The sequence below is a fragment of the Rhizobium sp. SVR5-9E genome (assembly GCF_056755095.1).
This window is the reverse complement of the sequence record NZ_JBNDHS010000003.1, coordinates 38617-53464: the sequence shown is the minus strand read 5'-3', so window position 1 is coordinate 53464 and position 14848 is coordinate 38617. Positions and strand designations below refer to the sequence as shown.

At 60.8% G+C, this 14848-nt stretch carries 17 protein-coding genes and 1 pseudogene; 10 read left to right on the top strand and 8 right to left on the bottom strand.

Going from position 1 to position 14848, the window contains the following annotated elements:
• Positions 1–6: 6 nt before the first annotated feature.
• Positions 7–300 (top strand): annotated as a pseudogene (locus ACPYOJ_RS02755) (transposase family protein); the annotation flags it as partial.
• A gap of 61 nt (positions 301–361) precedes the next feature.
• On the opposite strand, the gene ACPYOJ_RS02750 reads toward ACPYOJ_RS02755, so the two are convergent.
• The 3 genes from ACPYOJ_RS02750 to cobT all read right to left on the bottom strand — a co-directional run bounded on the left by ACPYOJ_RS02750 (position 362) and on the right by cobT (position 2469).
• A complete protein-coding gene (locus tag ACPYOJ_RS02750; protein WP_168831045.1) occupies positions 362–802 on the bottom strand; it encodes a hypothetical protein in 441 nt (146 codons plus the stop codon).
• A gap of 143 nt (positions 803–945) precedes the next feature.
• On the bottom strand, positions 946–1332 hold the full coding sequence (locus tag ACPYOJ_RS02745; protein ID WP_481414887.1) for a diacylglycerol kinase: 387 nt from the start codon (positions 1330–1332) through the stop codon (positions 946–948).
• Between the two features lie 120 nt (positions 1333–1452).
• Complete coding sequence (cobT, locus tag ACPYOJ_RS02740; RefSeq protein ID WP_481414886.1) at positions 1453–2469, bottom strand: nicotinate-nucleotide--dimethylbenzimidazole phosphoribosyltransferase; 1017 nt, start codon at positions 2467–2469, stop codon at positions 1453–1455.
• Between the two features lie 152 nt (positions 2470–2621).
• Here cobT and ACPYOJ_RS02735 point away from each other — a divergent pair, with 152 nt between their 5' ends.
• From ACPYOJ_RS02735 to ACPYOJ_RS02715, 5 genes are all read left to right on the top strand, one after another.
• Positions 2622–3404, top strand: coding sequence for an adenosylcobinamide-GDP ribazoletransferase (locus tag ACPYOJ_RS02735; protein WP_481414885.1), 783 nt, complete (start codon positions 2622–2624; stop codon positions 3402–3404).
• A gap of 18 nt (positions 3405–3422) precedes the next feature.
• Positions 3423–3632 carry a DUF1289 domain-containing protein gene (locus ACPYOJ_RS02730; protein ID WP_481414884.1) on the top strand — a complete coding sequence of 70 codons (210 nt, stop codon included), beginning with the start codon at positions 3423–3425 and terminating at the stop codon, positions 3630–3632.
• A complete protein-coding gene (locus tag ACPYOJ_RS02725; RefSeq protein WP_481414883.1) occupies positions 3629–4330 on the top strand; it encodes a TIGR02281 family clan AA aspartic protease in 702 nt (233 codons plus the stop codon). Before ACPYOJ_RS02730 ends, ACPYOJ_RS02725 begins: the two co-directional genes overlap by 4 nt.
• Positions 4331–4411: 81 nt before the next feature.
• On the top strand, positions 4412–4621 hold the full coding sequence (locus ACPYOJ_RS02720) for a hypothetical protein (RefSeq protein ID WP_168831039.1): 210 nt from the start codon (positions 4412–4414) through the stop codon (positions 4619–4621).
• A gap of 169 nt (positions 4622–4790) precedes the next feature.
• The gene (locus tag ACPYOJ_RS02715; RefSeq protein ID WP_481414882.1) at positions 4791–5174 is read left to right on the top strand and encodes a hypothetical protein; all 384 of its coding nucleotides are present in this window, start codon (positions 4791–4793) and stop codon (positions 5172–5174) included.
• Positions 5175–5218: 44 nt separating this feature from the next.
• Here ACPYOJ_RS02715 and ACPYOJ_RS02710 read toward each other — a convergent pair whose 3' ends face one another.
• Both ACPYOJ_RS02710 and ACPYOJ_RS02705 read right to left on the bottom strand, forming a co-directional pair.
• The gene (locus ACPYOJ_RS02710; RefSeq protein ID WP_481414881.1) at positions 5219–5980 is read right to left on the bottom strand and encodes an ABC transporter permease; all 762 of its coding nucleotides are present in this window, start codon (positions 5978–5980) and stop codon (positions 5219–5221) included.
• Positions 5977–6903, bottom strand: a complete 927-nt coding sequence (locus tag ACPYOJ_RS02705; protein ID WP_481414880.1) for an ABC transporter ATP-binding protein — start codon at positions 6901–6903, stop codon at positions 5977–5979. Before ACPYOJ_RS02705 ends, ACPYOJ_RS02710 begins: the two co-directional genes overlap by 4 nt.
• A 539-nt stretch (positions 6904–7442) precedes the next feature.
• Here ACPYOJ_RS02705 and ACPYOJ_RS02700 point away from each other — a divergent pair.
• Positions 7443–8708 carry an adenylate/guanylate cyclase domain-containing protein gene (locus ACPYOJ_RS02700; RefSeq protein ID WP_481414879.1) on the top strand — a complete coding sequence of 422 codons (1266 nt, stop codon included), beginning with the start codon at positions 7443–7445 and terminating at the stop codon, positions 8706–8708.
• A 162-nt stretch (positions 8709–8870) separates the two neighbouring features.
• Here ACPYOJ_RS02700 and ACPYOJ_RS02695 read toward each other — a convergent pair whose 3' ends face one another.
• Both ACPYOJ_RS02695 and ACPYOJ_RS02690 read right to left on the bottom strand, forming a co-directional pair.
• Positions 8871–9317 carry a DUF1801 domain-containing protein gene (locus tag ACPYOJ_RS02695; RefSeq protein ID WP_481414878.1) on the bottom strand — a complete coding sequence of 149 codons (447 nt, stop codon included), beginning with the start codon at positions 9315–9317 and terminating at the stop codon, positions 8871–8873.
• Between the two features lie 226 nt (positions 9318–9543).
• Positions 9544–11166 carry an arylsulfatase gene (locus tag ACPYOJ_RS02690; protein WP_481414877.1) on the bottom strand — a complete coding sequence of 541 codons (1623 nt, stop codon included), beginning with the start codon at positions 11164–11166 and terminating at the stop codon, positions 9544–9546.
• 189 nt (positions 11167–11355) lie between these two features.
• Between ACPYOJ_RS02690 and ACPYOJ_RS02685 the strand changes: the two genes are divergently transcribed.
• Positions 11356–12327 carry an AraC family transcriptional regulator gene (locus ACPYOJ_RS02685; RefSeq protein ID WP_481414876.1) on the top strand — a complete coding sequence of 324 codons (972 nt, stop codon included), beginning with the start codon at positions 11356–11358 and terminating at the stop codon, positions 12325–12327.
• A gap of 80 nt (positions 12328–12407) precedes the next feature.
• Complete coding sequence (locus tag ACPYOJ_RS02680; protein WP_481414875.1) at positions 12408–12872, top strand: cupin domain-containing protein; 465 nt, start codon at positions 12408–12410, stop codon at positions 12870–12872.
• Between the two features lie 123 nt (positions 12873–12995).
• Here ACPYOJ_RS02680 and ACPYOJ_RS02675 read toward each other — a convergent pair whose 3' ends face one another.
• Complete coding sequence (locus ACPYOJ_RS02675; protein ID WP_481414874.1) at positions 12996–13616, bottom strand: CGNR zinc finger domain-containing protein; 621 nt, start codon at positions 13614–13616, stop codon at positions 12996–12998.
• 202 nt (positions 13617–13818) lie between these two features.
• On the opposite strand from ACPYOJ_RS02675, the gene ACPYOJ_RS02670 reads away from it, so the two are divergent.
• Entirely contained in the window at positions 13819–14793 is a 975-nt protein-coding gene (locus tag ACPYOJ_RS02670; RefSeq protein WP_481414873.1) for a zinc-binding alcohol dehydrogenase family protein, read from the top strand.
• The last annotated feature ends 55 nt before the right edge of the window (positions 14794–14848 follow it).

Sequence of the window (14848 nt, the reverse complement as noted above, 5' to 3'; positions counted from 1 at the left end):
ACCCATAAAGCGGATTCCGTTGGCGGCAGTTCCGGCGGGCGAACCACGAAGATCCACGCCCTGACCGACGGCCCGTGCCGCCCAATCGCTTTCCTTTTGGCCGATGGCGAGATCGCCGGTTGCACGGCTGGCGAGCTGCTTCTGGAGCAGATGCCCAAGAGCCCGATCCTGTATGCCATCCGCCACAAGGTCGAGGGCAAAGTGACGATGCCGAACATTCCGCCGAAAGCCACCCGGTACGATCGATCAGCGACGAACGTCCCTGCGGCCGTCTGCCTCGCCGCCTGTCACACCTACTGATTATCCGTCAGGGCACGAATTCACGTCAAACAGCCAGACGAGAGCAGCATTTCTTTCGTTCTCACTTGGAGGCCTCGACGGCGCCAAGTAGGTAGCCTCCGTCCCAGTGATAGATCTGCTTGTCGTCGACCGTCACCTTGACGACCGCCTGAAATCCGGCAAGCGCCCCGCTGCCTGCATGGAACGCACAGGTTCCCTGCATCGGGCTGGCGGTGTCATAGGTGACGCAGTACCCGACCGCCGTGTCTCCGTTTCCGACGGTAATGACCGCCGTGCTGCTGCCGAAAAGGGGACTGCCGGTCACCGGCCCATAGTAGAAGATCTTGGAGCCCGCCGGGATCGCCGCGAGGTTCGATTCCGTAATGGTGCAGAAGCTTGGGGTCTCGCCGGTGTACTGGCTGCATTCCTTGGAGATCTTGAGGGGTTGCATAGCCGGCGCAGCGGACGCTACGGATGCCAGTGCCAGGATGGCACCAGCCGACAGTATCAACAGTCTGCTCATTGCCTACTCCTTATGGTCGAATTAAAGTCCGAGATTCTACTCGTTATCTCCGCTCCGAGCAATTCGCGGTTTTGAATCTTCTGGGCTAGGGGTTGCCGTCCGCCTCAACCACCGCCGGCTTGCTATGAGCCCGGACCCTAGGGTCAGACGAATTCGAGCAGATGCCTGCCGATCGTGAAGAGCACGTATAGCCCGCAGACACCGATCATGCAGACCACGGCGAAGGAACCGAGATCCTTGGCGTGTTTGCCAACCATCGAGATTTCCGGCGAGATGCGGTCGATGACTTCCTCGATCGCCGTGTTCAGTGCCTCGACGGCAAAGAGCATCAGGAACAGCACGACGGCAATCATCATTTCCCAAAGAAAGGCACCGGCGGCCGCGAGCAGCACCAGCGAAACAACCGCGAACAGCAGCTCGTGCCGGAAGGCCGATTCCTTGAGCAGGCGCTGAAAGCCTGCCCAGGAATACCCAGCGGCAGCAAAGAAATGGCTGACACCGGTCAGCTTGCCTACGGCAGGTTTTGTCAAGGCGCCCTCGTCTTGCGGTCTAGGCGGCCGTAGCCGCCATCCATGAGTAAAAATGCGAATACCGGTTCCCGGTTCCGCCCGCAAGCACCTGTCGCAAAACCCGCACCAATACTGAAATGCTCAGTGTTTGTTGGTGACGCCAGCCTGGGCGAATGTCGCCATTCCGGAATGGCAGGCCGCAGCCGCCTTGACGATGCCGGCCGCAAGTGCCGCCCCCGTGCCTTCGCCAAGCCGCATGCCAAGCGCTAGAAGCGGCGTCTTGCCGAGCATCTCGATCGCCCTGAGATGCCCCGGCTCGCCGGAGACGTGGCCGATCAGGCAGTGGTCGAGCGCCGAAGGATTGGCTGCTTGCAGGATCGCGCCTGCCGCCGTCGCCACGTAGCCATCGATCAAGACCGGGATCTTCTCGACGCGCGCGGCAAGGATGGCGCCTGCCATCGCGGCAATCTCACGGCCGCCGAGGCGGCGCATGATTTCCAGCGGATCGTTCAGATGATCGCGGTGCAGCTCCACGGCGCGCTCGACAGCAGCCACCTTGCGTTCCAGCATCGCGCCCTCCGAACCGGTTCCGGGGCCAACCCAGTCGCGTGCCGAGCCGCCGTAGAGCGCATAATTGATCGCCGCCGCGATCGTCGTGTTGCCGATGCCCATCTCACCGATGCAGAGCAGGTCCGTACCGCCGGCAATCGCCTCCATGCCGAAGGCCATGGTCGCCGCGCAGTCGCGCTCGGAAAGCGCTGCTTCTTCCGTGATATCGCCTGTCGGATAGTCGAGCGCCAGGTCGAAGACCTTCAGGCCGAGATCGTAGGCGACGCAGATCTGGTTGATCGCTGCGCCACCGGCGGCAAAGTTCTCCACCATCTGCTGGGTCACCGCTGGCGGGAAAGGCGTAATTCCCTGTCTCGTTACACCGTGATTGCCGGCGAAGATCGCGACCAGCGGCCGGTTGACGGCCGGCGCCCTGCCCGTCCAGGCCGCCAGCCAGAAGGCGATTTCCTCGAGGCGCCCAAGCGCGCCCGGCGGCTTGGTCAGCTGCGCGTCACGCTCGCGTGCGGCCACCAGCGCCCGGGCATCCGGCCCCGGCAGATCGCGCAGCAGCGCACGGAAATCGTCGAACGGCAGGCCTGAAACGCTCATGGATGCAGATTCCTTGTATTCCTGGAACATTGATGCAAGCCAACTTGTCATTTTCCGGCAAATCGGCTTCTTTCTTGGCGAGTCTATTAACGGCAGCCGTTAGGCCTCACAACATCAAAAGCGCCGCACCTTCCATGCGCGAAGCGGGGGACATGAACATTAAGGCCTATGCGCTCGACACCGTCCGAGCCGTCGCTTTCCTGAGCCGTTTTCCCGTGCCGCAATGGCTTTTTTCCGGCGACGTCGCAAAGTTGAGCCGCACGGTGCGTGCCTTCCCGCTGGCAGGGATCCTGATCGGGCTCATCCCGGCCGCCGTATTCCTCATCCTCCTTGGCCTGCGCGCCGACCGTCTGATGGCAGCGCTTGTGGCGCTCGCCGTCCAGATCATCGTCACCGGAGCCCTGCACGAAGATGGGCTCTCCGATACCGTCGACGGCATCGGCGGCGGCCGCGACCGCGACCATGCGCTTGCGATCATGAAGGACAGCCGCATCGGCAGCTATGGCGCGATCGCGCTCGTTCTCTCGATCGCGCTTCGAGCTTCCGCACTTGCCGCCATTGCCCGCGAAGTTCCGCCGCTTGCCGCCGTCTTCGCGATTCCCGCGGCAGCTTGTCTCAGCCGCGCCGCCCTTGTCTGGCACTGGCACCGCCTTCCACCCGCAAAGCAGGATGGGCTCGCCGCCTCGTACGGTCGGCCCGACGAAGGTGCGATGCACCTCGCCCTCGTCACCGGCTGCCTTTTTTCCGCCCTTCTCGTCTGGCCGGTATTCGGTCTGCTGGCGTTCGTTTGCAGCCTGCTCGCAACCGGCATCGCCGTGCTCGCATTCACGCTCTATATCCGCCGCAAGCTTGCCGGCCATACCGGAGACACGCTCGGCGCCGCCCAGCAGATTTCCGAAATCGCGGCGCTCTGCGCCCTTGCCACCGCCTTGTGAAATCACGATATTTTGCCCATGCAAACACCCTGCATCCATGTATGCTCGCTCGATCCCGCAACCGGCTTTTGCATCGGCTGCGGCCGCACCCTTGGCGAGATTGGCAACTGGATGTCCTATTCCGATAGCGAGAGGCAGCAGATCATGGCCATGCTGAACGCGCGTCTGTCTGCCCAGCCCGCCATATTGGCCGGCGAGACGAGCGCAGTGCCGGAGCATCGCTCATGAACCGGCTTGCCATTTTTCTGCTTATCCTCGCCGTCGGGCTTGCCGTGCTCGTCTACAATCATGACAGCGGACGGGTGCTCGGCATGAACACCAACGATTTCGGCCGCATGATCTATCTCCTGCCGATCGCGCTGATGCTGTCGGCCGGCGTCTGGGCGAGCCGCCGCAGTGCGGGCGAAACTATCCGCAACCTGATGATCTGGCTGGTGATCATCCTGGCGCTTGCGACCGTCTACCTCTACCGCCAAGACCTGCTCGGCGTCGGAAACCGCCTGCTCGCCGGTCTCGTGCCCGGCCATGCCGTCGTCGTCACCACCAGCGAAGGCGGCAGCGAGATCATCCTGCACAAGCTGCTGAACGGCCATTTCGAGGCCGACGTCTCGGTCAACGGCCAGACCATCCCGATGCTCGTCGATACAGGCGCCAGCATGGTGGCATTGTCGCGCGCAGACGCCGAACGCATCGGCATCATCCCCGAAAATCTCAACTACTCGATGACGGTCATGACTGCCAACGGCCGCGCCCGCGCAGCACCCGTGACGCTCGACCGCGTCGCCATAGGCCCGATCGTCCGCACCGACGTCGCCGCCAGCGTCGCCGAAGACGACATGCTCGAGCAGAGCCTGCTCGGCATGAGCTTCCTCGAAACACTCGGTTCGCTGCAGATTCAGACGGACGAACTCAGGATGCGCGACTAAGAGCGGAACGCAGCTCGATATTCTTCAATCCATGGAACTTTGCTTCGGGCAGCCGGGTTGAAGGATTGAAAGGAGCTGCGCATGGAAAATCTCTCAAAACAACTCGCGGAAGAATATATGCGCCTGGGGGGCCACCGCCGCGCGGTGATCGACGATAACCTCGTGTCCACCCGCTGCTGGGAGCAGGATACGCCCGAGGCCGCACAATTCTGGACGGACCGCATCGACACCCTGGAGCCCGCTCGGCGCCGGCAGGTCGTATGCTTCCTTCCGACGATCAACCGGATCTGATCCGCGCCAAAAAACCTATTCTGAAAGGAGCCGGTCATGTCGGACAGCGTCAAGACGGGCGGTGGCGAGCGCCTGCCCGCAGAGGTTGAGGGCGTTTCAACTATTTCGATTGCAATGGATTTATTACACCTATAAGAGTATTTACCGCCTTTATTCGTGAGGAAAGAGTATGAATTTCAGACTGAGTTATTTCATTGTCGCCTTTGGGATTTTCAGTTTCGCAGTCGCTACGAGCGCAAATGCCGAGTCATATTCGAACCTGCTGAAGCAGGGCTACACAGTCGGCAAACTAGCACCAGCCAAATCCGGCGTTCTCGGCTGGGCCGTTTCGAAGGGAGGGGTGAAGTACTTCTGCCGCATGAATGCGAGCGTTGCCTACGCCAACAAGAAGGAAATGGTCAGCTTCACAACGAGCGGTCGCATGATCACATTGAACCGCGCCGTCTTTCAGGCCTCGATCGGAGGGCCGGATCCGTCGATCCCGCAGCTGTCTGATCTCAAGGCCGGCCGTGTAAGGCCGACAGATGTCGGCCCCTGCAGTGCGCTCAGATAATCGACGCCGTTCTGCGGAGCCACACAGATCGAGGTTGTCTCCCGTTAATTCCTCAGCCGGTACCCCGTCTTGAAAATCCACGCCAGCGTTCCGAGGCAAAGCGCGAGGAAGATGGCGATCATCGAGAGACTGGCAAGCGGGTTCACATCCGCGATGCCAAAGAAACTCCATCGGAAGCCGCTGACCAGATAAAGCACCGGGTTGAAATGGCTGACCGCCTGCCAGAAGGGCGGCAGCATGTTGATCGAATAGAAGCTCCCGCCGAGAAAGGTGAGTGGTGGCACGACCAGCATCGGGATGAGGTTCAGCTGCTCGAAATTGCCCGCCCATATGCCGATCATGAAGCCGAACAGACTGAAGGTGATCGCCGTCAGCAGGAAGAACAGGATCATCATGAACGGATGCTCGATCCTGACGTCCACGAAGATGTTGGCCGTCAGCAGGATGATGACGCCGATCAGCAGCCCCTTGGTCGTCGCCGCCCCGACATATCCGAGCAGAATCTCCGTCATGGCGACCGGCGCCGAGAGCACCTCGTAGATCGTGCCCGTGAATTTCGGAAAATAGATGCCGAAGGAGCCGTTGCTGATGCATTGCCCGAGCAGCGTCAGCATGATCAAACCCGGCGTGATGAAGGCGCCATAGGAAACGCCCTCCACCTCCTGGATGCGCGAGCCGATCGCGGCCCCGAAGACGATGAAATAGAGCGAGGTCGAGATCACAGGTGAAACCACGCTCTGCAGTAACGTGCGGCGCGTGCGTGCCATCTCGAAGAAATAGATGGACTTGACGGCTTCGAAGTTCATTTCGCGCCTCCCACCAGCGCTACGAAGATATCCTCAAGCGAACTCTGCCGCGTCGAGAGATCCTTGAAGTGGATGTCCTGCGCCGCAAGGCGAGTGAGCAGTGCGGCGATGCTCTCCTGCTCGTTGTGCGCGTCGTAATCATAGATCAGCCGGCTGCCGTCCGGCTCCAGTGACAGTCCGTTTCCGGAGAAACAGTCCGGCAGCTTGTCCAGCGGTTCGGCAAGCTCGAGGATCAGCTGCTTGCGGCCGAGCTTCGTCATCAGCGCGGTCTTGTCTTCGACCAGAAGCAGCTTGCCGCCGTTGATGACGCCGACGCGGTCGGCGATCTCCTCGGCCTCTTCGATGTAGTGCGTCGTCAGGATGATGGTGACGCCGGATTCCCGCAGCTTCTCGACGACGCGCCACATGTCTTTTCGCAGCGTCACGTCAACGCCCGCGGTCGGCTCGTCAAGGAACAGGATCTCGGGCTCGTGGCTGAGCGCCTTGGCGATCAGCACACGACGCTTCATGCCGCCGGAGAGCTCCCGCAGCATATTGTCCTTCTTGCTCCAGAGCGAAAGCTCGCGCAGCACCTTTTCGATATGCGCCGGGTCCGGCTTCTTGCCGTGCAGCCCGCGGGAGAAGCTTACGGTGTTCCACACCGTCTCGAACTGGTCCGTCGTCAACTCCTGCGGCACCAGACCGATCATCGTTCGCGTTGCGCGGAAATCCTTGACGACATTGTGTCCCGCGACCAGCACTTCGCCGCCGCTCGGATTGACGATGCCGCAGATGATCGAGATCATCGTCGTCTTGCCCGCGCCGTTCGGGCCAAGCAGTGCCAGGATCTCGCCCTTTTTGACATCGAGATCGATGCCCTTCAGCGCTTCGAATCCATTGGCGTAGCGTTTTGTGAGATTTCGGATGGAAATGATGGGAGCCATTGCTGAATTCTTGAGTATTTCCTCGTTTTTCGCCCGCTATATAGCCCCTCTGCGACACTTTTGACATCCCACCGAGGATGAACAGACTATTCACGGAAAGAAGAGTGTCGGCTACACGCAAGTCGCAAAGAAAAATCCACCTGAGGTTCCATTTGTCATCAAGCGGTGATTTTCGTCGCGTACAAAAACGACCGAGGCAAGCAACGGTTTCCGCGCCGCCGCCCTTCTCTTTGCGGAACCGCCCAAAGGCGCTCGTTACGCCTGTTTCTGCTGTCTCGGCATTTGGTAATCAGTCACTGCCAGTCACAAAGTTCTCCAGTTCCGGCCTCGCGTTTCCCCTGCCCGGCCGGTCAGCTTTCGAGCCGGCCCTGAGCCGGCTTTCTTTTTTTCGGGCAACAGTCGGCCCGAACCGCTCGCTTGGATGCCCGCCGGCGTCATTGCTTAAGTGACATAGCTGGAGTAGATTTTCGCTTGGTAGCCGCCCGGCCTCACCTCGACGGTTTGGCCATTTTTGCCTTCGCACAACGGAGGGCGCAGGCATGGATTTCCCCTTACCTGAGAACGAGGCTGAACGCTTGGCCGCAGTACGGGCATATGGCGTTTACGGTACCGACCCCGAAGCCGGATTCGATGACCTCACCGATCTCGCCGCCCTGATTGCCGGTGCTCCGATCGCGATGGTCAACATCGTCGGCGACACCAAGATATGGATCAAATCCCGTCACGGCGTTCCTTCCGACCTCGAAGAAGTCCCTCGCGGCGGTGTCTGCTGCTCCTACGCGCTCTGCCGCAGCGACATGTTGGTTGTCCCCGACACGCACGCCGACGACCGCTTCAAGACGCTTCCTTTCATCGCGACGGAACCCTTCATCCGCTTCTATGCAGGCATGCCGCTGATAGATTCAGGCGGTCATGCTCTGGGCACGCTCTGCATCCTCGACCTCGCCCCGCGCGAGCTTGCCTTCGAGACTGCCGAAGGCATCCGACGCCTCGCGCGCCAAACCATCGCCCAGCTCGAACTGCGCCTGAAGCTCGCCGAGGTTCAGCGCTCGCAGCAGGCATTGGCCGCGGAGAAGCAGCGCTCGGACAGCCTGCTTCTCAACATCCTTCCACTCAAGATAGCCGCGGAATTGACTGAAAAGGGCTCGGTCGAGCCCCGCCACCATCCCTCCGCGACGATCCTCTTCACCGATTTCGTCGACTTCACCAAATCCGCCGTCGAACTCTCCCCTCGGGAGTTGATCGATGACCTCGACATGTACTTCTCCGAGTTCGACAGCATCGTCGCGCGGCATGGGCTGGAGAAGCTCAAGACCATCGGAGATTCCTACATGTGTGCCGGCGGTCTGATGCAGGGCCGCAAGGACCACGCTGTCCGCTGCTGCCTTGCGGCTCTCGATATCAGGCGCTTTGTCGTGTCGTCGAACCACCGCTGGGCCGCGATCGGGCAGCGGCCATGGCACCTGCGCATCGGCCTGCATACCGGCAGTGTGATGTCCGGCGTCGTCGGCCGGAAGAAGTTCACCTATGATGTCTGGGGCGACGCAGTGAATATCGCGGCTCGTATGGAGAGCACGGACGAAGCCGACCAGGTGAACATCTCCGAGGGCACCTATCAACACGTAAAGTCATACTTCGACTGCACCCCGCGAGGTGCCCTTGAGGTGAAAAACAAGGGCAAGATGACGATGTACTTCCTCGAACGGCTGAAATCGGAATATGCAGCCGATGCTGCGGGCGTGGAGGCGAACGAGCATCTGAGGAAAACTCTCGCCGGTACGTCGGTCACCTGGTCCTTGCACTGACCGACCGCGCTCCGGACCACGCGGCGCTGCCAGTCACGAAGTTCTCCTGTTCCGGCCTCGCGTTCCTGCCCTGGCAGTCAGCATCGAGCCGGCCGGAACCGGCTTTCCTTTTCCCGCGAGAGTCCCTTACTGCAGCTTCCGGTCCACCGCAGTCGACGCGCCTCAAGCGCTTTTAGGGCTCTTCCGGGAGCGCGCCGACATGTTCAGTGCCACGGCGGCGCGAATGAGCGCCTTCAGCGCCTCTTCATCGATCTGCTCGCCCTCATGGAAATCGATGGCACGTCTGGTGTTGCCTTCGAGGCTGGAGTTGAAGAGGCTAGAAGGATCTTCCAGCGAGGCGCCCTTGGCGAAGGTCAGCTTGACGGCATTCTTGTAGGTTTCCCCGGTGCAGATGATCCCGCCATGCTCCCACACGGGAATCCCCAACATGTTTGAGGGCTTTCTCCATTTCACCTCCTCGACCACGTCGGGATCGGCCTGCTTTATGAGAGTTCGGATCCGGGCCAGCATCTCACCCCGCCAGTCGCCCAGCGCCTTGATCCGCGCATCGATCAGTTGAGAGGCTTCCTCTTTCCCCTCCGGGGCAGCGGCAATGTCAGTCTTGGGCATGGCGGTTTCCTCGACAATACGCGATCTTGCTTTCGGGCTTTGGTCTTCTGCCATCTAGCACGATTTCACGCAGGCGTAACGCAGGCATGACGGCGTGCGGCGCCTGCGGACGTGTGACCGGTTGCTGATTGCCTTCGTTCGAGCTTGTCGCTCTACCACTTTGCCGAAGAGATTAAATCGCGTCCCGATCGGGGTCGGGACGCGATACGCCTTGGCGCTTGTAGATCTAGTTCCCGCCGCCCGGCGAATTCTGAATATTTTCCATCACTTGGTCGATCGAGAAGCTTCCCGGCTTTTGACGCGGAGGGAACTCCTTGAAGGTCTCGAGGAACCTGGCGACATAGGCTTGTGCCGGCACCATGACGAACAGGTGTTCGACGCGCCAGCGCTCATAGTCCATGCCTTCATGGTCCGCTGTTTCGAATGGATCAGAGCGCAGGTTGAACAGCTTCGGAAGACGCAGCGGCACGAACGGCTCCTGCCAGACATCAAGCCCCTCGGCGCGTTGCTCGGCAAAGACGATCTTCCACTGTTCGTAGCGCAAACCAACGAGCGATCCGTCGTCCACGAAATAGATGAACTCCTTGCGAGGATCGGCGCCGTCTCCCGCGAGGTACCGGGTGATATCGTAGCCGTCGAGATGCACCTTGAAGGTCTTGGAGCCAACGGGATAGCCGGCAAGCAGTTTGTCCTTGATATTCGGTTCGCCCGCCGCAGCCAGAAGGGTCGGAATCCAGTCTTCATGAGCGACGATGTCGTTGTAGACCGTGCCCGGTGCGATGGTGCCGGGCCAGCGAACGGCCCAGGGAACACGGAAGCCCCCCTCCCAGTTCGTATTCTTTTCACCGCGGAATGGTGACTGGCCGCCGTCCGGCCATGTGAACTTCTCCGCACCGTTGTCCGTCGAATACATGACGATCGTGTTTTCGGCGAGGCCCAGATCGTCCAGAGCCTTGAGCATCTGGCCGACCATCTGGTCGTGTTCGACCATGCCGTCCGGATATATCCCGAGCCCCGTCTTTCCCTGACTTTCTTCCTTGAGCCGTGTCCAGATGTGCATTCGCGTCGAGTTCCACCACAGGAAGAATGGCTTGTCCTGTTCCTTGGCGCGCTTCAGGAAATCGATCGCGGCATCGGTGACCTCCTGATCGATCGTCTCCATGCGCTTCTTCGTGAGTGGTCCGGTATTCACAATTCGTCCGTCCGCAAAGGAATGCAGAACGCCGCGGGGGCCGAACTTTTCCCTGAATGCCGGATCTTTCGGATAGTCGGGATGCTCCGGCTCGTCCTCGGCGTTGAGGTGATAGAGCGAGCCGAAGAACTCGTCGAAGCCGTGGGCCGTCGGCAGATGCTCGTCGCGGTCGCCGAGATGGTTCTTGCCGAACTGCCCGGTCATGTAGCCATAGGGCTTGAGCAGGTCCGCAAGGGTCGGGTCTTCCGCCTGCATTCCTTCCTTCGCCCCCGGCAAACCGACCTTCAGCATTCCGGTGCGGTAAGGCGTTTGTCCGGTGATGAAGGCTGCGCGCCCGGCCGTACAACTTTGCTGGCCGTAGTAGTCGGTGAACATCCCGCCTTCCTTGGCGATGCGATCAATGTTGGGTGTCTTGTAGCCCATCATGCCCTGGTTGTAGGTGCTGATGTTCCAGTAGCCTATGTCGTCTCCCCACAGGATGAGAATGTTCGGGGGCTTTGTTGCGGCTTGTGCCTTCGCCGGCCGTGTCGTGACCGGCAGTGATATTGCGGCTGCAGCAAGGGCGGTGCCCCCAAGCAGCAACAGGTTCCGGCGGCTCATTCCCGTGCGATCTTGATTGCCATTGACGGCTTGAGCCTTAGTGATGTCCTTGCTCATGTCCTTCCTCCCTGGCAGTGTTCCTATCCGCATTGACCCTTCGTGAACGGGTACGAACGGCCCTAGGACACGCGGAAGTATCTCATGATCGGGGGTTTGCGCCTACTTGATTCCTGCAATGATCGGCCTCAGACTGCCACCACCACGTGCGAGAAACCCCGGATCGGGCCGTGGAACGGGAATCAGGTTATGGACGCCGTCAGGTCCCATCCCCTCGGTCGCTTCAACCAATTGGCAACATCCGATCCGGATGAGCTCCTGACCCGCATTTCGGGTCTGTTCTCGGTTCGATCGATTGACTTCCCGCGGGACGAAGACCTGTTCGATGCCAGGCTCAACCACTGTCAAATCGAAGAGGTCGGATTGACCTATGCCCGTTATGGCGCGGCCATGAATGTGCTGGTCGAGCAGTCCGGGTACTTTCTGCAGGGCTTTCCCTTACGCGGCAGCGGCGACGCGATCATCGACAGAGCATCGGGCACTTTGTCCCGCAACAGGGGAATTGTCGGCGGACCCGGCGCGCGACTCAATCTGCGGTATTCGTCCGATTTCGAGCATCTCATCATACGGATCAGGCCCGAGGGTTTGGTACGGAAGCTCTCCAGCCTTATCGGCGGACCTGTCGATCCGCCGCTGAGCGTGATCGCGGACGATGCCCAACTCAGGTTGATAGAGTTCGTCGTCGGAGAGTTGAGCCGGACCGGCAACCCGATGCCGCCGCTTCTCATTGCTGAAATGGAGCAGGCAATCATGGTTGCGTATCTGCACCATGCGCAGCACAACTATAGCCACAGGCTTGAAAACGGCTCGCCCGAGGCCGGTCCATGGCAGGTTCGGCGCGCGGAAGAATACATCCGTGACAACTGGAACAAGCCTGTCACTATCGAAGCGCTGGTGGCGGTCGCCAACACCAGCGCCAGGACCCTGTTCCATTCCTTCAGGCGAGCACGCGGCCTTTCGCCGATGGCCTTTGCACGTCGTGTTCGGCTGGCCGAAGCCCGCTCCATGCTCGTTGCGCCGCTGCCTGGGACAACCGTCACGTCTGTCGCCTTCGATTGTGGCTTCGTCAATTTGGGCGCATTCGCGCGCTACTATCAGGCCAGCTATGGCGAACTGCCGTCGCAGACGTTGCGCGCGGCTCTCGGCTATTTCGCATCTTGATGGGTGACGGGAACCAGTCCCCGGAAGCACCGAGCCGACTTTAGGTCGAGCAAAACCCCATTCGAACAAGGATGACTGCTATGAGCAGCATGGAAGCGAAAGAGTTTGTTCTGGCCGGCGTGGTTATGAAGCGTCTGCTGTCCGGCAAGCAGACCTACGGTCAGTTCTGCCTCTTCGAAAACATCAGCGGCGGAAACACCGAGACGCCGATCCACGTTCACGCCGAGGACGATGAAACCATTTACGTCCTCGAGGGAGAACTGACCGCTGTGGTCAACGGAGAGGCGCACCAGTTGACCGCTGGTCAAAGCATCTTTCTCAAGCGAGGGCTGCCGCATCAACTGGTGAATATGAGCGGCCAGCCGGCACGCTATATCCTGATTGATACACCAGCCCTCTTCGACAAGTTCCTGGAGGAGGCCGGCCGAGAATTCCGGCAAGGCGAAGTGATCGGGCCACCGACGCACGAGGAGGTTGACCGCCTCAGGACGGTTTCTCCAAAATACGGCATCACCTTGCTGCACGACTGGCCCGCTGAGAATTGATTGTCGCGACCGGCGGCATGTCCGATCCTGGCACGGCTCCCTGCCTTAAGCAGCCGCAGATGGTCTGGTGTTCAGCAGGTGTAGGGGTGGAGCTCCCAAACTCGCGCAGCTTGCCGCCGCGCTTTACGCCTGTCTGAGGCGATGCCGATGCGCCGCCTGTTTGGCGCGGTTGCCGCACATGGCCATGCTGCACCAGCGCCTGCGGTGCCCGCGCGTATGGTCGGCAAAGAGCAAGGTGCAGGTTGGACCCTCGCAGGCTTTCACGTCCGCGAAATCCTCGGTGCAGACGAAGCGTCCAAGCGCTTCGCCGATGGGCAAAAGCAGCGCCTCCGGCGAGCGCCATTTGCGCATTGCCTGAAACTCGAGCCCCTTGCCCCCATCCGCCTGTTGCGCAACGATCCGGCTGAAGCCTTCGTCGCGCTCCAGCAGGCGGTTCAGCGGTCCCAATTCGTCCAGCACACCGGCTGTCAGCGGTCGGCCCTTATGCTTGCGCACGAAAGCCCGGAACCATTCGCGCAGGTTCCTCGCCTGGTCGGCGACCTTGTCGAGTTCGCCGGGTAGCGCCTCGGCCCGCATCGCCTCCAGCGTCTCGCGCGGCACCAGCCCGGCCTGCTCCAGCCAGCCCAGTAGCCCCTCGCCGTCCTCGATCCAGTCGACCGGCGTGTCGACGGGTGTTGCCACCGAATTCAAAAAATCCAGTCCCAGCGCATCGCCGACGAAAATGGCGGGAGAGCGGTTGTCCATCATAACTCCTGTTCCGGGCGCGCCTGGCACTCACTGCAGGCGGCCTCTCGAAAATATAAATTTCATATAACCGCTCCAATGACGGTTGACAAGTTACGCTGCATCGTCGTAACCATTGTAAATCATTCAGATAGGTTACTTCACGCAACACGCATCCGCCGCAGCGAGCAGGCGGCTGCCGATCCAGATGGGAGAATTGACAATGCGTGCGATCGTTCTTGAGAAATTCGGCGGACTGGACAGCCTGGTCTACAAGGATATTTCGGAGCCGGAACCGAAGGCCGGTCACGTCGTCATCGAGATCAGGGCCTTCGGGCTCAACCATGCCGAGATGCATATGCGCCGCGGCGAATGGGCCGAAGCGGCACCGGTCAGCGGCATCGAATGCGTGGGCATCGTGAAATCCTGCCCCGGCGGCGAGTTCCCGGTCGGCGCCAAGGTGGCGGCGCTGATGGGTGGCCTCGGCCGCACCATCAACGGCAGCTATGCAGAATATACCCGCGCCCCGGTCTCCAACGTCGCCCTGATCGAGGCAAACCTGCCCTGGGCCGAACTCGCGGCCATTCCCGAAACCTACGCGACCGCCTGGACCTGCCTGTTCCGCAATCTGCAGATCGAGAAGGAGCAGTTGCTGGTCATCCGCGGTGCGACCTCCTCCTTTGGCCAGGCGGCGCTCAAGATGGCGGTCAACGCCGGCGTTCGGGTGATCGCCACGACGCGCAATCGCGACCGCTTTGCCCTGCTTGAGAAGCTGGGCGCCGAGCGCTGTGAGATCGAGCGCCCCGACCTGTCGAAACATATCGCCGAAGCGAAGGCGATCGATGCGGTGCTCGATCTAGTGGGTAATAGCGTGGTATTGGATTCCCTGGCCATGCTCCGCCGCGGGGGTCGTTCCTGCCTCGCCGGATGGCTCGGCGGGCTTGATCCGATCCCCGATTTCAACCCGCTGCTGCAGATGCCAAGCGGCGTCTATCTGACATTCTTCGGCAGCTTCGTGTTCGGCACGCCTGGCTTCCCGCTCTCGGACGTGCCCCTTCAGCAGATCGCCGCCGAGGTTGCGGCTGGCCGGCTCGATGTGAAACCGGCGAGAATTTTCCGCTTCGAAGAAATTCGCGAGGCGCACCGCGTCATGGAGGCCAATGAAGCCGGCGGAAAGATCGTCGTGGTGCACGCCTGACCAAGCAGAGAGATGAACCAATCACTGTAACCATGCAAACCCAATGTGACGGGTT